Source organism: Pararhodobacter zhoushanensis, from assembly GCF_003990445.1.
Lineage (GTDB): Bacteria > Pseudomonadota > Alphaproteobacteria > Rhodobacterales > Rhodobacteraceae > Pararhodobacter > Pararhodobacter zhoushanensis.
In genome coordinates, this window is record NZ_REEZ01000001.1 from 859,630 (window position 1) to 877,342 (window position 17,713).

Annotated in this window: 20 protein-coding genes; 17 read left to right on the top strand and 3 right to left on the bottom strand. The window is 63.9% G+C overall.

Annotation, left to right across the window (positions count from 1 at the left end; translation table 11 throughout):
• Nucleotides 1–197: 197 nt before the first annotated feature.
• The 17 genes from EAE28_RS04175 to EAE28_RS04255 all read left to right on the top strand — a co-directional run bounded on the left by EAE28_RS04175 (nucleotide 198) and on the right by EAE28_RS04255 (nucleotide 14,090).
• Nucleotides 198–965, top strand: coding sequence for a sugar transferase (locus EAE28_RS04175; protein ID WP_127104545.1), 768 nt, complete (start codon nucleotides 198–200; stop codon nucleotides 963–965).
• Nucleotides 966–1,015: 50 nt separating this feature from the next.
• Entirely contained in the window at nucleotides 1,016–1,684 is a 669-nt protein-coding gene (locus EAE28_RS04180; RefSeq protein ID WP_127104546.1) for a rhomboid family intramembrane serine protease, read from the top strand.
• Between the two features lie 123 nt (nucleotides 1,685–1,807).
• On the top strand, nucleotides 1,808–2,590 hold the full coding sequence (locus EAE28_RS04185; protein WP_127104666.1) for an ABC transporter ATP-binding protein: 783 nt from the start codon (nucleotides 1,808–1,810) through the stop codon (nucleotides 2,588–2,590).
• Nucleotides 2,591–2,627: 37 nt separating this feature from the next.
• Nucleotides 2,628–3,362 (top strand): transporter substrate-binding domain-containing protein, encoded by a 735-nt coding sequence (locus EAE28_RS04190; protein ID WP_127104547.1) that lies wholly within the window; start codon nucleotides 2,628–2,630, stop codon nucleotides 3,360–3,362.
• Nucleotides 3,363–3,415: 53 nt separating this feature from the next.
• Nucleotides 3,416–4,297 carry an ABC transporter permease gene (locus EAE28_RS04195; RefSeq protein WP_127104548.1) on the top strand — a complete coding sequence of 294 codons (882 nt, stop codon included), beginning with the start codon at nucleotides 3,416–3,418 and terminating at the stop codon, nucleotides 4,295–4,297.
• On the top strand, nucleotides 4,294–5,145 hold the full coding sequence (locus EAE28_RS04200) for an ABC transporter permease (protein ID WP_127104549.1): 852 nt from the start codon (nucleotides 4,294–4,296) through the stop codon (nucleotides 5,143–5,145). The genes EAE28_RS04195 and EAE28_RS04200 overlap by 4 nt, the downstream gene beginning before the upstream one ends.
• Before the next feature lie 3 nt (nucleotides 5,146–5,148).
• Entirely contained in the window at nucleotides 5,149–6,483 is a 1,335-nt protein-coding gene (locus tag EAE28_RS04205) for a glutamine synthetase family protein (RefSeq protein ID WP_127104550.1), read from the top strand.
• A gap of 7 nt (nucleotides 6,484–6,490) precedes the next feature.
• Nucleotides 6,491–7,180 (top strand): type 1 glutamine amidotransferase, encoded by a 690-nt coding sequence (locus EAE28_RS04210; RefSeq protein WP_127104551.1) that lies wholly within the window; start codon nucleotides 6,491–6,493, stop codon nucleotides 7,178–7,180.
• 23 nt (nucleotides 7,181–7,203) lie between these two features.
• Complete coding sequence (locus EAE28_RS04215) at nucleotides 7,204–8,565, top strand: glutamine synthetase family protein (RefSeq protein ID WP_127104552.1); 1,362 nt, start codon at nucleotides 7,204–7,206, stop codon at nucleotides 8,563–8,565.
• Between the two features lie 185 nt (nucleotides 8,566–8,750).
• Nucleotides 8,751–9,368 carry a heme ABC exporter ATP-binding protein CcmA gene (gene ccmA, locus EAE28_RS04220; protein ID WP_127104553.1) on the top strand — a complete coding sequence of 206 codons (618 nt, stop codon included), beginning with the start codon at nucleotides 8,751–8,753 and terminating at the stop codon, nucleotides 9,366–9,368.
• Nucleotides 9,365–10,021, top strand: coding sequence for a heme exporter protein CcmB (gene ccmB / locus EAE28_RS04225; RefSeq protein ID WP_127104554.1), 657 nt, complete (start codon nucleotides 9,365–9,367; stop codon nucleotides 10,019–10,021). The genes ccmA and ccmB overlap by 4 nt, the downstream gene beginning before the upstream one ends.
• Before the next feature lie 52 nt (nucleotides 10,022–10,073).
• Nucleotides 10,074–10,808: a heme ABC transporter permease gene (locus EAE28_RS04230; RefSeq protein ID WP_127104555.1), complete on the top strand. Its 735-nt coding sequence runs from the start codon at nucleotides 10,074–10,076 to the stop codon at nucleotides 10,806–10,808.
• Nucleotides 10,808–10,960 (top strand): heme exporter protein CcmD, encoded by a 153-nt coding sequence (gene ccmD, locus EAE28_RS04235; protein WP_127104556.1) that lies wholly within the window; start codon nucleotides 10,808–10,810, stop codon nucleotides 10,958–10,960. The genes EAE28_RS04230 and ccmD overlap by 1 nt, the downstream gene beginning before the upstream one ends.
• A gap of 1 nt (nucleotide 10,961) precedes the next feature.
• Nucleotides 10,962–11,504, top strand: a complete 543-nt coding sequence (locus EAE28_RS04240) for a DsbE family thiol:disulfide interchange protein (RefSeq protein WP_127104557.1) — start codon at nucleotides 10,962–10,964, stop codon at nucleotides 11,502–11,504.
• A 1-nt stretch (nucleotide 11,505) separates the two neighbouring features.
• Nucleotides 11,506–12,153: a DUF1638 domain-containing protein gene (locus tag EAE28_RS04245; protein ID WP_127104558.1), complete on the top strand. Its 648-nt coding sequence runs from the start codon at nucleotides 11,506–11,508 to the stop codon at nucleotides 12,151–12,153.
• Between the two features lie 69 nt (nucleotides 12,154–12,222).
• The gene (locus tag EAE28_RS04250; RefSeq protein WP_127104559.1) at nucleotides 12,223–13,386 is read left to right on the top strand and encodes an AI-2E family transporter; all 1,164 of its coding nucleotides are present in this window, start codon (nucleotides 12,223–12,225) and stop codon (nucleotides 13,384–13,386) included.
• 182 nt (nucleotides 13,387–13,568) lie between these two features.
• On the top strand, nucleotides 13,569–14,090 hold the full coding sequence (locus tag EAE28_RS04255) for an REP-associated tyrosine transposase (RefSeq protein WP_246022262.1): 522 nt from the start codon (nucleotides 13,569–13,571) through the stop codon (nucleotides 14,088–14,090).
• A gap of 67 nt (nucleotides 14,091–14,157) precedes the next feature.
• Here the strand turns inward: EAE28_RS04255 and lepA are convergent, their stop codons facing one another.
• The 3 genes from lepA to EAE28_RS04270 all read right to left on the bottom strand — a co-directional run bounded on the left by lepA (nucleotide 14,158) and on the right by EAE28_RS04270 (nucleotide 17,640).
• On the bottom strand, nucleotides 14,158–15,957 hold the full coding sequence (gene lepA, locus EAE28_RS04260; RefSeq protein ID WP_127104561.1) for a translation elongation factor 4: 1,800 nt from the start codon (nucleotides 15,955–15,957) through the stop codon (nucleotides 14,158–14,160).
• Between the two features lie 146 nt (nucleotides 15,958–16,103).
• Nucleotides 16,104–17,255 (bottom strand): mandelate racemase/muconate lactonizing enzyme family protein, encoded by a 1,152-nt coding sequence (locus EAE28_RS04265; RefSeq protein ID WP_127104562.1) that lies wholly within the window; start codon nucleotides 17,253–17,255, stop codon nucleotides 16,104–16,106.
• 67 nt (nucleotides 17,256–17,322) lie between these two features.
• Entirely contained in the window at nucleotides 17,323–17,640 is a 318-nt protein-coding gene (locus EAE28_RS04270) for a GIY-YIG nuclease family protein (protein ID WP_127104563.1), read from the bottom strand.
• Nucleotides 17,641–17,713 lie beyond the last annotated feature (73 nt).

Genomic DNA, 17,713 nt, shown 5'->3' on the forward strand with positions numbered 1-17,713 from the left:
TCTTTGCACCCAGCAATGCAGTATGACACGCGGCGCAGCGATGCCCGTTTGGAAACAAACAGTTTACCGACGAAATAAGGCAAAATCGCCGCAATTTGTTTTTTTCATGACCCAAAAAGGGTTAATCACGTCACGAGTACGCCGGACGATGCCTGGGGGGGTGTCAATCGGCCCCAACGATTTTCGAGTGCTGCCGAATGACCCTGCATTATCGCTCGCTCCCCGATGTTACCGGGGTCGATCTCGGACCGGTACACGCCTCGAGTGTTCTGGAGCCGTGGAAAAGTGGTTTTCCCGCTTACGCTCTGATTCCGCTGCCTGCTCTGCATCCGTCCGACATCCTGCCCAAACTGGGCTCGGACTATGCGGTCTATGGCAAGCGGGTGCTGGATGTGGTTCTGGCCAGCATTGCCCTGATTCTGTCGGCCCCCTTGCTGGTGCTGCTGGCCGCTGCGCTCTGGCTTGAAAGCGGCAACCCCTTCTACACGCAAGAGCGACTGGGCCTGAACGGCCAACGCTTCCGCATGTTCAAACTGCGCACCATGGTGCCCGGCGCGGCACAGCGGTTGAACGAGTTTCTGGACCGCGACCCCGCGCTGCGCGTCGAGTGGGAGCTGACGCAAAAGCTCAAGCGCGACCCGCGCATCACGCCAATCGGGCGCTTGCTGCGCAAAACCTCGATGGACGAGCTGCCGCAGATCTTCAACGTCCTGCGCGGCGACATGAGCCTGGTCGGCCCGCGTCCGATGCTGCCCGAGCAGATGCCGCTCTATCTGAACCCGCCCGCCTATCTGGGCCTGCGCCCCGGCATCACCGGGTTGTGGCAAGTGACCGCGCGCAATGAGGAAAGCTTCGATCTGCGCGCGATCATCGACCTGCGGTATGCGCAACGGCTGTCATTTATGGGCGACCTCAGGATCATCGGCGCAACCTTCGGTTCCGTGCTGTTCGCCACCGGATACTGAGCGCGACCTTCGCCCTTGCGAAGCCGCCGCCCCGCTGCCATGCCTGTCGCATGAACACGAACTTCACCCCTCCCGTTGCCCGTCACGCCCCGGTTCTGCTGGCTATCGTCGGCCTCTGCGCCCTGCTTGAGACGGTTTTCACGCTGGCCGACACGCCCTTTGCCGACTTCAGCGTGCTGCGCCGCACCGCGATGGTTTACGGCGCCTTCTGGCCCGGCCTGCTGGGCGGCTGGGACGAGGTTTTCCCCGGCCAGCGCTTCACCATGTTCCTCAGCCACGCCTTCCTGCATGGCGGCTTCTTGCACATGGCCTTCAATATGCTGATCCTGCTGGGGCTGGGCCGTGAAGCGGTTCTGCGGCTGGGTCAGGGCGGCGTGTTGCTGCTTTTCGTGCTCAGCGCTATCGGTGGCGGGGCGGTTTATGGCCTGCTCAGCACCTCGGATGCACCGATGCTGGGTGCCTCGGGTGCCGTGTTCGGCTTCTTTGGTGCGTCCGTCTACTGGGACATTCAGGCCCGCCGCGCGCGCGGTCTCTCGATCGAGCAACCGATCCGGCTGACCCTTGGTCTGGTGGTGATGAACGTCATTCTTTGGGCGCTTGTTGGCGGAATGCTCGCCTGGCAGGCACATCTTGGCGGTTTTATCACCGGAGCGCTGCTGGCCCGTGTTGTCACCCCGACACCGGGTCATCGCCACAGGGTGCGCAGCGGAACCCGTTGACAGGACCGCCAATCCGTCATTGCATTCGATCCTGAAATACGCCCTATTGGCTGAATATGATCAAATGATGACGGAGATGCCTTGACCACCGCCGCCACCGCCTCGTCTGCCCCCGCCGCTCCGATCTCACCCTCGGCTCCTGTGCCAGTGATCGAAATCCGGGGGCTGCACAAAGCTTACGGCCATCTCGAGGTGCTTAAGGGCGTCGACGTCAAGGCGCTGCCGGGTCAGGTCATCTCGTTGATCGGCTCGTCCGGTTCGGGCAAATCCACCCTTTTGCGCTGCTCGAACCTGCTGGAAGACAGCCAGCGCGGCGAGATCCTGTTCGAGGGCGAAGCCGTGCACTGGCGCGGCGACGGGCTGGGCCGCCACCCCGCCGACCGCGCACAGGTCGCCCGGATCCGCACCAACCTGTCGATGGTGTTCCAGAACTTTAACCTGTGGTCGCATATGACGGTTCTGCAGAACGTAATGGAGGCCCCGCTCACCGTGCTCAAACAAGACCGCGCCACGGTCGAGGCGCGCGCCCGCGCGCTGCTCGACAAGGTCGGCATCGGCGACAAATGCGACGTCTACCCGGCGCAGATGTCGGGCGGCCAGCAACAGCGCGCCGCGATCGCCCGCGCTCTGTGCATGGAACCGCGCGCGCTTCTGTTCGATGAGCCGACCTCGGCGCTGGACCCCGAGCTTGAGCAAGAGGTTGTCCGCGTCATCAAAGCGCTGGCCGATGAGGGCCGCACGATGCTGATCGTGACGCATGACATGCGGCTGGCAGCAGATGTGTCGGATCACGTCATCTTTCTGCATCAGGGCCTGATCGAAGAAGAAGGCGCGCCCGCAACCTTGTTTGGCGCGCCGAAGTCTACACGCCTGCAACAATTCCTCAGCGCCGGTCACTCGGCCTGAGGCAATAAGAACCCAAGTCCAACAAAGGGAAACTCCCATGAAAAAACTTGTTCTTTCCGCTGCCCTTCTCGCGCTTGGCTCGTCCACCGCGATGGCCCAGACCGTGACCCGTCTTGGCACCGAGGGCGCCTACCCTCCGTATAACTACCTTGACGAATCCAACCAGCTGGTCGGGTTCGAGATCGATCTGGGCAATGAACTGTGCGCCCGCGCCCAGCTGACCTGCGAGTGGGTGCAAAACGACTGGGACTCGATCATCCCGAACCTGGTTGGCGGCAACTATGACGTCATCATGGCCGGCATGAACGCAACCGAGGCCCGCGCCGAGGTCATCGCCTTCAGCCAGGCCTACAAGCTGCCCGACCCGTCCGCCTATATGGCGCTGGCTGGCACCGATATGTCAGTGATGGAAGATGGCGTCATCGCCGCGCAGTCGAACACGATGCAGGCCAGCATGGTTTCCGATACCTCGGCCACGCTGATCGAATTCCCGACCGCCGATGAAACCATCGCCGCCGTGCGCAACGGCACCGCCGATGCGGTTCTGGCTGACCGCGACTTTCTGGTCACCTATGTCGAGGAATCGAACGGCGAGCTGGAATTCCTGGCCAACGTGACCCCTCCGGGTGCCGGCGTGTCGATCGGACTGCGTCAGTCCGACACCGAGCTGCGCGCCACTTTTGATGCGGCGATCGATTCGATGAAAGCCGACGGTTCGCTGAACGCCCTGCTGGTGCAGTGGTTCGGCGACGAGGTCGATGTCTTCGAATGATCTGACAATCCGGCCCCCTGATTCTGCATCGGGGGGCCAACCCCCGGTGTCGCATGTTCGCGTTTTGCTCAGACCCTGCCACCCTGCCTCAATGGCAATGGATGGCCTGCTACCTGACCACCGGCTCGCATTTCGCGTTGTATCGGTCGGTTCTGGTGGTGCTCCTCTTGCTGGCACTGGCCGCCCCTCTGGCGTTGGGCATGGGTTTTCTCGGCGCTCTTGCCGTGCGCTCGGGCAATCTGCTGCTCAAAAGCATCGGCACGATCTATGTGTCGATGGTGCGCGGTGTGCCCGACATCATCTTTTTCCTCTTCGTCCCCTTCGCGATTGACCAAGGCGTTGAATACGCCCGCCACCGTATTTTGTGCCCCGACTGGGACCAACCTGTGCGGCAGGGCAATGATTTCATCGTTTGCGCGGCTGCCAAGATGCCTCTGGCGACCGATCCGCTCTGGGTTCACAACGTCTGGGGTTTCTCGCTGGCGCTGTTTGCCTTTGCGCTGGTGTTCGGCGCTTTCGCCGCCAACACGCTGAACGGCGCGATGAATGCCGTACCCCGCGCGCAGCTCGAGACGGGCGAGGCTTACGGCATGACCCGCCGCCAGACCTTCCGCCGCATCCTGTTGCCGCAAATGTGGGTCTACGCCCTGCCCGGCCTGTCGAACCTGTGGATGATCCTGACCAAGGCGACGCCGCTGCTGTTCTTGCTGGGCATTCAGGACGTTGTGTTCTGGGCGCGCGAGCTGGGCGGACAGAAGACCGGCCATTACGAATACACCCACCCCGATTGGCGCGTGTGGTACTTCCTTGGGGTGCTGGTGTTTTACCTCACGCTGACATGGGTCAGCCAGCGCGGCTTTGACCGGCTGATGCGCAAGCTCAACCACGGGCAGGCCACCGCAGGCGGTGAAGCCCAGCGAAAGGCTGCGATATGAGCGTCGATTTCGCCACCTGCGCCGAAAGCTTCCACGGCCTGATTCTGCGCTCGCTGGGTCGTGACTTTGGCGACCGGCTACTGCCGCGCGGGCTGGAGATCAACGTGTGCGATCAGGTATTCCTGATCGCCTCGGGTCTGGTGTGGAACGTGTATCTGGCCGCACTGGCGCTGTTCTTCGGCTTCTTTCTGGCCACCGCCATCGCGCTGGCCAAAAGCAGCGAGACCCGCTGGCTACGCTCTCCTGCCGAAGCCTTTGTCTTCATCTTCCGCGGCTCGCCGCTGTTTGTGCAGTTCTTCTTTGTTTACGAAGCGCTGGTACTGCTGCCGCGCGCGGGCATTGAGATCGGCCCGATTACGCTGGACACCCAATGGATGACCCGCGCGTGGGCCGGAGCGCTGTTTGTGCTTTTTCTCAACACCTCGGCCTATACGGCTGAGATCTTCCACGGCGCTCTCAAATCCGTGCCCAAGGGCGATCTTGAGGCCGCCGATGCCTACGGCCTGACCGGCTGGACCAAGTTTCGCCGTGTCACATGGCCGACGATGCTGCGGCTGGCATGGCCCAGCTACACGAACGAGGCTATCTTTCTGCTGCACGCCACGACATTGGTGTTCTTCTCGGCCTTTCCCGCCTGGCAACAGATGGGGGACGCTCTCTATTACGCGAACTATTTTGCCGCGCAGACCTTCAACCCGTTCATCGCCTATCCGATCGTGGGGCTCTACTTTGTCCTCATGACTCTGGTGCTGATCGGGGGTTTCGGCGTGGTCAATCGGCGGTTGAACCGGCATCTACCGCGGGCGGCGCGTGCCCGGCTCCGGTTCAGACCGCACTATATCAGGTGATCTATGCGTGATTGGCTCCGCCATCACTCCGACGTTAAAACCATCCGCGTTGCCGCCGTCGATCTGAACGGTCAGGCCCGAGGCAAACGCATCCCCGTCCGGTTCGCCGAAAAGCTGGTCAAGGAAGGCACGCGCTTTCCGTTCTCGGTGATGAACCTCGACATCTGGGGCGAGGATATCGAAAACAGCCCGCTGGTGTTTGACTCTGGCGACGCCGATGGCGTCCTCAAGCCCACGGGCCGCGGCTTTCTGCCGATGCCCTGGCTTGAGGCCCCGACAGCGCTGCTGCCGATCTGGATGTTCCACGACAATGGCACGCCCTATGCGGGCGATCCGCGCCATGCGCTGGCGGATGTGGTGCGCAAATTCCACGCGCGCGGCCTGTATCCGGTCTGCGCGACCGAGCTGGAATTCTATCTGATCGACGATTCGGGGCGCGAATTCCGCGTGCCCCCCTCGCCCCGCTCGGGCAAACGTCGCCCCGGCGCGGATACGCTGGCCCTGCGCGCGCTCGATGCGTTCGACCGGTTCTTCACCGATCTGTACGACGCCTGCGAAGCGATGGACATCGACGCCGACACCGCGATTTCCGAGGCCGGGCCGGGCCAGTTCGAGGTGAACCTGCTGCACTCGAACGACGTGCTCAAGATCGCGGATGACACCTGGCTCTTCAAGATGCTGGTGCGTGGGCTGGCCCGCAAACATGGCTTTGCGGCCAGTTTCATGGCCAAACCTTATGAAGACTGGCCGGGCAATGGCATGCACATGCATTTCTCGATCACCGATGAAGATGGCATAAACCAGTTCGACGACGGCACGCATGGCGGCTCGCCCTTGTTGCACAACGCGGTTGCCGGCTGCCTGAAAGCGATGGCTGGCACCACGCTGCTGCTGGCCCCGCATGCCAACAGCTATGACCGTCTGGTGCCCGAAGCCCATGCCCCCAGCGGCATCGCCTGGGCCTATGAGAACCGCACGGCGGCGCTGCGTATCCCGTCGGGCAGCCTGAAAGCACGGCGCATCGAACACCGCGTGGCCGGGGGCGACATCAACCCCTATCTGATGATGGCGGGCGTGCTGGGCGCGGCGCTGATCGGGATCGAGGACGAACTGACCCCGCCGCCGCCCATTACCGGCAATGCCTATCAACTCGATCTTCCGCAGATGCCGACAACATGGCAGGATGCGTTGGACGCCTTTGAAAACAGCCCCGACATGAAACGCATCTTTGCGCCGCTCCTGATCGACAACCTCGTGCGGACCAAGCGGCAAGAGATTCACTACATGGCCGAGCTGTCGCCAGAGGAAATCCTCGATCTCTATATCGATACCGTCTGAGGCAGACATGAAAATCGGAATTCTGCAAACCGGCGACGCGCCCGAAGGGCTTGAGCATCTGGGCCAATATCCCGACATGTTCGAGACCCTGCTGGCCGGACACGGCTTTGATTTCGCCCGCTACCGCGTGCTGGGGATGGAATTCCCCGGCAGCGTCCACGACTGCGACGGCTGGCTGATCACCGGCTCGAAGCATGGCGCTTATGAGGACCACCCGTTCATCGCGCCGCTCGAACAGTTCATCCGTGATGCCTTTGCCGCGGGCGTGCCGGTGGCGGGCGTGTGCTTTGGTCATCAGATCATGGCGCAGGCTTTGGGCGGCAAGGTCGAGAAATACAAGGACGGCTGGTCCGCCGGCCCGACCACCTATGACTTTGGCGGTCAGACCCTGACCCTGAACGCCTGGCATCAGGATCAGGTTGTCGAACTGCCGCCGGGTGCGGTGCCCATCGCCTCGTCATCGTTCTGCCAATACGCAGGGCTTGCCTATGGCAAGACCGGCTATTCCGTACAGGCGCATCCGGAATTCGGCGACGCCTTCGTCGGCGCGCTGATCGAAACGCGCGGCCGCGGCGTTGTCCCCGATGCGCTGCTGGCCGAGGCCCGCGCGAAACTGGGCACGCCGCTGGACAGCGCGGCGATTGCCGACCAGATCGCCGGTTTCTTCAAAGCTGCCGTTCCCCACGCTGTCTCGTAACCGAGCACCAAGGATATTTTCCCATGACCAACTGGACCAGCAAGATCCCCGAAGCGGCCCGTGACTTTCTGGCCGGGCGGCGGCTGGATGAGGTCGAATGCATCCTGCCCGACATCGCCGGTGTCGCGCGCGGCAAGGCGATGCCCGCCTTCAAGTTCGACAAACAGACGCATTTCTATCTGCCGACCTCGATCTTCCTGCAGACCATCACCGGCGAATGGGCAAACGCCCCCGGCGGCGATGAGGAATACAAAGAGCCCGACATGACGCTGGTGCCCGACATGAGCACCACGACCGCCGCGCCTTGGACCAACGACATCACCCTGCAGGTGATCCACGACGCGATGAACCAGAAGGGCGAGCCGGTGCCGACCGCACCGCGCAACGTCCTGAAACACATCCTGAACCTCTACGCCGCCGAAGGCTGGAAACCCGTGGTTGCGCCCGAGATGGAGTTCTACTTCGTCGCCCGCAACACCGACCCGAACATGCCGATCGTCCCACCGATGGGGCGCTCCGGCCGCAAGGCCGCCGCGAAACAGGCCTATTCGATGTCGGCGGTGGATGAATACGGCAAGGTTATCGACGACATCTACGACTACGCCGAGGCGATGGGGCTGGAGATCGACGGCATCCTGCAGGAAGGCGGCGCGGGTCAGGTCGAGATCAACCTTGCCCATGGCAACCCGGTCGATCTGGCGGATCACATCTTCTTCTTCAAACGGATGATCCGCGAAGCCGCGCTGCGCCACGATTGCTACGCGACCTTCATGGCCAAACCGATCGAGGGTGAGCCGGGTTCGGCAATGCACATCCACCATTCGGTGGTGGATATCAAAACCGGCAAGAACATCTTCAGCGCGGCGGATGGCTCGGAAACGCCGGAATTCCTGCATTTCATCGCGGGCATGCAGAACCACCTGCCCGCCGCCATCGCGCTGCTGGCGCCCTATGTGAACAGCTACCGGCGCTACGTTCCCGACTTTGCCGCGCCGATCAATCTGGAATGGGGCCGCGACAACCGCACCACCGGGCTGCGCGTGCCCATCGCGGGGCCGGAAGCGCGCCGGGTCGAGAACCGCATCGCGGGCATGGATTGCAACCCGTATCTGGGCATCGCCGCCTCGCTGGCCTGTGGCTATCTGGGCCTGAAAGAACGCACCGATCCCCGGCCTGAATGCCGCATCAACGCCTATATGGGTGAGGATGAACTGCCGCTGACGCTGGGCGACGCGATTGATCTGCTGGTCGCCGATGACGCGATGGTCGAGGTGCTGGGGCCGGATTTCGTGGCGCTCTATGCCTCGGTCAAGCGGCACGAGTACAAGGAATTCCAACAGGTGATCAGCCCGTGGGAGCGCGAGCATCTGTTGATGAACGTCTGAGTGTCGGGCGAAGCGTCGGGGGGCTGCTCGCCCCCCGAACCCCCTCGCCCAAGGGGGGAGCACGCTCCCCCCTTGGGGATCCCCCCGTGGATATTTGAGGACAGATGATGCGCGCTTTGGGGCAAGGCGACGCAGGCCGCGGCTTTTCTTTGCAGCAGAGGCGCTTAGGCGCTAGGACGGGCGACATGGAATTGCGTGTCACGGATCTGGCCTGCGCCCGCGGAGGGCTGCCCTTGATCGAGGGGCTGAGTTTTACCGTCGCGGGCGGTGAAGCACTGGTACTGCGTGGGCCGAACGGCTCAGGCAAGACGACGCTGTTGCGCACGCTGGCCGGGTTGCAACCGGCGCTGAGCGGCGAGATTTCCTGTCCGCCCGAGCAAATGACCTATGCTGCGCACGCCGACGGGTTGAAGGCGACGTTGAGCGTCGCCGAGAACCTGTCGTTCTGGGCGGCGATCCACGGGCAGCGGGATATTGCCCCGGCACTCGACGCGATGAACCTTGCCGATCTGGCCGAGCGTCCGGCGCAAAGCCTGTCGGCCGGGCAAAAGCGACGGCTGGGCCTGGCGCGGCTGTTGGTGACCGGGCGGTGGCTGTGGGTGCTCGATGAGCCGACGGTATCGCTGGATGCGGACTCGGTCGCGCTGTTCGCCGCCGTGGTACGCGGGCATCTGGCGCAGGGCGGCGCGGCGCTGATGGCGACGCATATCGATCTGGGGCTGGCAGAGGCACGGGTGCTGGAACTGGCGCCCTACAAGGCGGGGCTGCCAGCGGATCTCGGTTTTGACGAGGCCTTCCTGTGATCGCGCTGCTGATCCGCGACCTGCGACTGGCGTTCCGCGCGGGCGGCGGCTTTGGGCTGGGGCTGGGGTTCTTTCTGATCCTCGCCGTGCTGGTGCCCTTGGGCGTGGGGCCGGACCCGGTGACACTGGGGATCATCGCGCCCGGCATCCTGTGGGTCGGCGCGCTGCTGGCCTGTCTGCTCTCGCTCGACCGGCTGTTCGCGCTGGACCATGAGGATGGCTCGCTGGATTTGCTGGCGACCTCGCCCATTCCGCTTGAGGGGGTGGTGGCCGTGAAGGCGCTGGCGCATTGGGGCACGACGGGACTGCCGCTGGCGCTGGCCGCTCCGGTGCTGGGCATCCTGCTCAACCTGCCCGGCGCGGCCTACGCCACGCTGATGCTGTCGCTGATCCTTGGCACGCCCGCACTCAGCATGATCGGCGCCTTTGGCGCGGCGCTGACCGTGGGGCTGAAGCGGGGCGGGTTGCTGCTGTCGCTGCTGGTGCTGCCGATGTACATGCCTACGCTGGTGTTTGGCGCCCAAGCCGTGACCCGCGCGGCGCAAGGCCTTGACCCCACCACCCCGCTTGTCCTGCTCGCCGGGATCACCGCCGGGTCTACCGCCCTGCTACCCTTCGCCGCAGCCTTCGCTTTACGCATCAATCTGCGCTAGGTTCACGCCGCTGTGTTTTGAGACCCGACCCCGTACGCATTAGGAAAATTGAATGGCATCGCTCTGGGAATACGCCAATCCGGTCAAGTTCATGCGGCTCTCGAACTGGCTTATGCCGGTGAGTGCCGTGCTGGCGGCTGCGCTGATCGCTGTGGGCCTGTACTGGGGGTTTTTCCTGACGCCCGATGACTACCGCCAGGGCGCGACGATCAAGATCATCTTCCTACACGTGCCCGCAGCACTTATGGCGATCAACGCCTGGGCGATGATGCTGGTCACCTCGCTGATCTGGCTGATCCGCCGCCACCATGTCAGCGCCTTGGCCGCCAAGGCCGCCGGGCCTATCGGCGCGACCATGACGCTGATCGCGCTGATCACCGGGGCGATCTGGGGCCAGCCGATGTGGGGAACGTGGTGGGCGTGGGATCCGCGGCTGACCTCGTTCCTGATCCTGTTCTTGTTCTATGTCGGCTATATCGCCCTGTGGTCCGCGATCGAGGACCCCGACACCGCCGCTGATCTGACCGCCGTTCTGTGCCTTGTCGGATCGGTCTTTGCCGTCTTGTCGCGCTATGCAGCGCTGTTCTGGAATCAAGGGCTGCATCAGGGCGCGTCACTTAGCGTTGCGCCCGGCACGCGGATGGACTGGTCGTACAAGGGCCCGCTCTATCTGTGCATGATCGGCTTCGTTTTGCTGTTTGTGGCGCTGGTGCTGGCCGGCACCCGTACCGAAATCCGCGCGCGGCGTTCGCGTGCCCTGATGACCCGCGAAAGGGCCCGTGCCTGATGCCTGATCTTGGAACCTATGCCACCGAGGTGCTGCTGGCCTACGCGGTCTCGCTGGGGCTCCTGGCCCTGCTCATCACCTGGACCTGGGCGCGGTCGCGCCGGGTTCGCCGTGACCTTGCCGCGCTTGAAGCGCGCGTAACCCGAGTCTGACATGCCCAAAATCAACCCCCTTCTGATCCTCCCCCCTGTGCTGCTGGCCGGTTTCGTCGCTTTCGTCGCCGTGGGCAATTTCCGCGAGGACCGCGATGACCTGCCCTCGGCCCGCGCCGGGCATCAGGCGCCGACGGTGGAACTGGCACCGCTCGAGGACCAGCCGCTGTTCACCGACGCCATGCTGCGCTCGGGCGATGTGGTGCTGGTGAACTTCTGGGCCTCGTGGTGCCCGCCCTGCCGGGCCGAGGCACCGGTGGTCGAGGCGCTCGCGCATGAGGGGATCACCGTGCTGGGGGTCAACTACCGCGACGAGCCGGATCGGGCGATGGATTTCCTCGACGAGCTGGGCAACCCCTATGCCGCCATCGGGGCCGATCCGCGCGCGCGGATGGGGCTGGACTGGGGCGTCGTCGGGCTGCCCGAGACCTTTGTCATCGACGGCGAGGGCAATATCCTGATGCGCCACGCCGGCCCGCTGACCGATGAGATCGTGGAAAGCCGCCTGCGCCCGGCGCTGGCCCGCGCGGCCAGCGGCAGCTGAGATGACCCAGCCCGATGATGCCCGACTGACCAGCGACGGGCTCTCGGCCCGCAGCGGCGGCAAGGTGCTGGCGCTGGCCTGCGGCGCGTTGGCGCATGAGATCCTGGCGCTGAAGGCGGCGAACGGCTGGACGCATCTGGATCTGCACTGCCTGCCCGCCAACCTGCATCTGTGGCCTAACCGCATCCCCGACGCGGTCGAGGCGGCTGTCGAGAAGTTCCGCCCGGCCTATGACAGCATCTTCGTCGTCTACGCCGATTGCGGCACCGGCGGGCTGTTGCAGGCGCGCTGCGCGACACTGGGCGTCGAGATGGTCGAGGGCCCGCATTGCTATTCCTTCTTCGCCGGGAATGCCGATTTCGCTGAGCGGGCCGAGCATGAGATCACGTCGTTCTACCTGACCGATTTTCTGGTCAAACAATTCGACGCCTTCGTCTGGAAGCCGATGGGGTTCGAGAAACACCCCGAGTTGATCCAGATGATGTTCGGCAATTACGAAAAGCTGGTCTATCTGGCCCAGATCGACGACCCGGCGCTCGATGCCCGCGCGCAGGCCTGCGCCGCGCGTCTCTCGCTTGCCTACGAACGCCGCGTGACTGGTTACGGCGACCTCACCCAAGCCCTGCGCGACGCTGTGAGCGGTGCCTGAGTGGAACCGAGTGTTGTAACGCGCGCCGCCGCACCCTACTCTACCCTATAGCCCCAAAAAGCAGCGACGATGACCCCGCACGAGATCGAACACGCCGCCGCCGCCGAAAGCGTCACCCCGCACCGCCTGTCGGTGGTTGACCGCTACCGGCTGCAGACATGGTTTCTGGGGATCATCGCCTTTTCGATGATCCTGTTCATGCTGGTGGCCGCCCGCTTCATCCTGATCTCGCTGGTCATCGCCATCATCCTCTTCGCCATGACAGCGGATGCGATCAACGCGTTTTCGCGGCTTAGGATCGGATCGTGGAAGCTGACCAACTGGGTCGCCTCGATGGCGGCATTCACCCTGATCGCCGTGCTGCTGCTGACCCTTTCGGGGCTGGTGATCTCTCAGGTCAACACGGTGGTGACGACCACGGCGGCCTATACCGATCAGGGCATCACGGCGATTGCCCGGCTGGCGGCGTGGTTCTCGCCCGAGGCCGAGGCGATGGTTGAAACCTCGATCCGCTCTATTCAGGTGTCGAGCTATCTGAGCACGCTGGCCGGGCAAGCCTCGAACCTGCTGTCGGCGACGACGCTGGTGATCCTGTTCGTCGGGTTCCTGTTTGCCGAACGGCTGTGGTTCAACACCAAGCTGGAAAACCTGTTGCACGACAAGGCGCAGGCGCAGCGGGTGGGGCGGATCATCCATTCCATCGTGCGCCGGGTGAACCACTATCTGCTGGTGAAAACCGGCGTCAGCCTGGCGACGGCGCTGGCGGTCTATGTGCTGATGGAAGGCTTCGGGCTGGACTTCGCCGGGCCGATGGCCGTGCTGACCTTCGTGCTGAACTATATCCCCTCGGTCGGGTCGATCATCGCGACGATCATTCTGGGGCTGATCACGCTCATTCAGGTGAACGACCCCGCCACGGCGCTGCTGGTCTTCGTGATCGCCGGGATGATCCAGTTCGTTTTGGGGTCGGTGATCGACCCGATGCTGATGGGCAAGGCGCTGAGGGTGTCATCCTTCGGCATCATCATCTCGCTGGCTTTCTGGGGCGCGCTGTGGGGCATCCCGGGCATGTTCCTCGCGGTGCCGATCATGGTGGCGGCGATGATCGTGTGCTCGCATATCCCCTCGGCCCGTCCGGTCGCGGTGCTGCTCTCGCGCGAGGGGCTGCCCGAGATCGAAGAAATGGGATCGGTCGCCGGAGTCGAACCGGTGGTGCGGCAGGCGGCAGAGTGAGCGTCCCACGATGGGACAATTCTGCGGGTAAATGGTTTCAGGGGGTTAGCCGGCGATGGTAACCTTTTGGCAACGGTTCTCGCCGTTCGTTGGCGCCTGCAGGCGCGGCCTCGAACCCATTAACAACCCCGCAACCTGTTTGTGCCCTGATACGAGGTATGCCTTCGTGTCGTCGCCCTCGATTGCCCGGCGCCACCCTCTTCTTCACCGTCAGGCTGGAAGAGCGTGGCAGCACGTTGCTGGCCGACGAAGTCGCCCGGCTTCGCCTTGCGGTCGCAGCAACGCAGCGCGAACGCCCCTTCACCATCGACGCCTTTGTCGTGTTGCCCGACCACCTGCACTGCGTCTGGACCTTGCCTGCGCGCGACTCGGATTATTCGGTGCGGTGGGGCGCGATCAAGTCGCGGTTCACGCGGCAGCTGCGCGACGGATGTAGGGTGGGGTTCAACCCCACCGAGGCGCAGCGCATGGGAAAAGCGGTGGGGTGGAACCCCACCCTACGGCGCTCACGCTCGAAGATCGCCAAGGGCGACGCCGGGATCTGGCAACGGCGGTTCTGGGAGCACCACATCCGCGACGATGCGGATTACCACGCGCATCTGTCGTATTGCTGGAACAATCCGGTGAAGCATGGGCTGGTCGGACAACCGGAAGAATGGCCGTTCTCGTCAATTCACCGGGATCGGGCCCGCGGTCAAGCGTAGGGTGGGGTTTCACCCCACCCCCACTCACGCAAGCGCAAAGGTGGGGTGAAACCCCACCCTACGCCGCTCAATCATCCATCTTCAACGCCGCAATAAACGCCGTCTGCGGGATCTCGACCTTGCCGAATTGCCGCATCTTCTTCTTGCCGGCCTTCTGCTTCTCGAGCAGCTTTTTCTTCCGCGTCACGTCGCCGCCATAGCATTTCGCCGTCACGTCCTTGCGCATCGCCGACAGGGTCTCGCGGGCGATCACCCGGCCACCGATGGCTGCCTGAATCGGGATCTTGAACATGTGCCGGGGGATCAGATCCTTGAGCTTTTCCACCATCGCGCGCCCGCGCATCTCGGCACGGTCGCGGTGGACCATCATCGACAGCGCATCGACCGGCTCGTCATTCACCAGGATCGACATCTTAACCAGATGATCCTCGCGGTACTCGGTCAGCGTGTAGTCGAAGCTGGCGTAGCCCTTGGTGATCGATTTCAGCCGGTCGTAGAAGTCAAAGACCACCTCGTTCAGCGGCAGGTCATATTCGACCATGGCGCGCGCGCCGGCATAGGTCAGGTTCAGCTGGATGCCCCGGCGGTCCTGACACAGCTTGAGCACATCGCCCAGATACTCATCCGGCACCATGATCGTCGCCTTGATGCGCGGCTCTTCGATATGATCGACATAGGTCAGGTCGGGCATATCGGCGGGGTTGTGCAGATCCTGCTGCGTGCCGTCGCGCATGAAGACGTGGTAGACCACGCTGGGCGCGGTGGTGATCAGGTCTAGGTCATATTCCCGCTCCAACCGGTCGCGGATCACCTCAAGATGCAACAGCCCCAGGAACCCGCAGCGGAACCCGAAGCCCAGCGCGGCCGAGGTTTCCATTTCCGAGCTGAAGCTGGCATCGTTGAGCTGCAGCTTCTCAATCGCCTGACGCAGATCGTCGAAATCATTGGCATCGACCGGGAACAACCCGCAGAACACCACGGGTTGCGCGGGTTTGAAGCCCGGCAGCGGGGTCTCGCAGCCCTTCTTCTCGGTGGTGATCGTGTCGCCGACGCGGGTGTCGCGCACCTGCTTGATCGAGCCGGTCCAGATGCCGATCTCGCCCGGTCCCAGTTCGGCAATATCGACCATCTGCGGCTTGAGCACGGCCAGCTTGTCGACGCCGTAGACCGCGCCGGTTTGCATCATCTTGATGCGGTCGCCCTTGTGGATCACCCCGTCCATGACGCGGATCATGACGACAACGCCGAGATAGCTGTCGTACCAGCTGTCAACCAGCATCGCCTTCAGCGGCGCATTGCGGTCGCCCTTGGGGGCGGGCAGACGGGTGACGATGGCTTCCAGCACGTCGGGGATGCCCAGACCGGATTTCGCCGAGATCAGCACCGCGTCCTTGGCGTCCAGCCCGATCACGTCCTCGATCTGTTCCTTGACCCGCTCAGGCTCGGCCGCCGGCAGGTCGACCTTGTTGAGCACCGGGACAATCTCGTGGCCTGCGTCCAGCGCGTGATACACATTGGCCAGCGTCTGCGCTTCGACACCCTGCGAGGCATCGACGACCAGCAGTGAGCCCTCAACGGCGCGCATTGAGCGGCTGACCTCATAGGCAAAGTCGACGTGGCCGGGGGTGTCGATCAGGTTCAGGATATAGGTCTTGCCATCCTTGGCCGGATATTCGATCCGCACCGAGTTGGCCTTGATGGTGATCCCGCGCTCGCGCTCGATATCCATCGTATCGAGCATCTGCGCCTTCATGTCCCGCTCGGCGACTGTCCCAGTGAGCTGGATCAGCCGGTCGGCAAGCGTGGATTTACCGTGGTCGATGTGCGCCACGATGGAGAAATTGCGGATTCTGTCAAGGTCGGTCATGGCCGCATATGAGCAGGTTTGCTTGGCCCGTCAATGCCTGCCTCACCTTGTCAGGAAATACTCACGGGGGGATTTTCAAGGGGGGCCCGTGGGTCCCCCTTGAAGCAGGGGGCCCGGGGGGCGGCAGCCCCCCGGCACCAACAGGCTCACAGCCCCTGCGCCATCGTCCCATGGTACAGTTTGGCATAGGCGGTCTGCGCGCCCTCTCCCGCATCCTGATAGATCGCCTGCTCCAGCCACGCCGGATTGACCTCCACCCCCCAGCCCGGTGCTTCGCTCACGCGCAGATGTCCGGCCTCGACCGCAAAAGGGTCGCCCAGAAACAGATCGCGCTGCCACGGGTAGTAGTCGTCGCCCTCGATCGAGAATTCCAGATACTTGCCGGCATTCGGGATCGCCCGCAGCAAATGCATCGTCACCATGGTCACCAGCCCCAGATTGGCCGCGTGGGGCGTCACCGGTACGCCCGCCGTCGCGGCCAGACCGCAGACGTGGAGCGTCTTGGTCAGCCCGCCCAGATACATCACGTCCGGCTGGATCACATCGACGGTCTTCTGCGCGATCATGCGGGCGAAGCTGGACACCTCGACATCCTGCTCGCCGCCCGCCACGTCGATCTCCAGCGCGGCAGTGACGCGGGCGGTGGCGATGTGGTCCCACCATGGCACCGGCTCTTCATAATGCCCGACGCCGTGGTCTTGCAGCATCCGGCCCACCGCGATGGCCCGCGCGACCGAAAAGCCCGAGTTCGCATCGACCAGCGTCTCAAGCCCCCTGAGCGCGCCGGTCACCGCCGGGATGATCTCTTCCGTCCGGCCCGGCCATTGGTCCACGTCCTGACCGCACTCGGCCCCGATACGGAATTTGGCAGCCGTGAACCCCTGCTCGGCGCAGATCCGGGTCAGGCGCTCGGCCTCTTCCTGCGCCGTCAGGTCGCGGCGCATCGAGCTGGCATAGGCGCGCACCAGCCCGGCGCTGCCGCCGATCAGCGCCGCCACCGGCAGGCCCGCGCGCTTGCCCGCCATGTCCCACAGCGCCGTGTCCAGCCCGGCCAACGCGCGGTTACGGTAGCTGCCGGGAAATTTGTGCTCGGCCCGTTCGATCCGGGCCAGCAGGGCGGGGATCTCGGTGCATTCCTGCCCCAGCGCCCAGGGCGCGATCTGGCGGTGAAAGACGGCGGCGGTGATGTCGGCGTTATAGGTCGCGGTCTGGCCCCAGCCGATGGTGCCATCCTCGGCCGTGGCTTTGACGAAACAGACGAATTCGTTGTGAAAAGTCTCAAGCCGGGTCAGGCGCATGGGATTTACCTAAGGTACAGGGGATTGAGGCGCAGGCTATCTCCCCAACCCTGCGCCGTCCACCGGCTCAGATCCCCTGCCCGCCGGTTTGTGCCACCCAATGCGCCAGCCGTTCTTTGAGCAGCCGGTCACGCGACAGTGCCGGGGTCTCGGGGTCGAGCGCTTCGAGCACCTCAAACGTATACCCCTGCCCCGCCGCTGCCTGCAGCGCGGCGTTGGGGTGGCTGCCCTGCGAGAGCGTGAAGCGCAGGCGGTTCTCGATCTTGTCGAGCGTCGGACTGGCCCCGACCCAGACCCGCCCATCCGCGCGCAGGGCATAAATGCCCAGCTGCGGCTTGCGCTCGCGGTAATCGGTCTGGGCGGCTTTGCGCTGTTGGCGGTCCATGGCGGGTCTCCTTTGCGGCGGTCATAGCAGAGTCGCGGGCCTTGTCAATATTACCCGGGTAATATTGACAAGG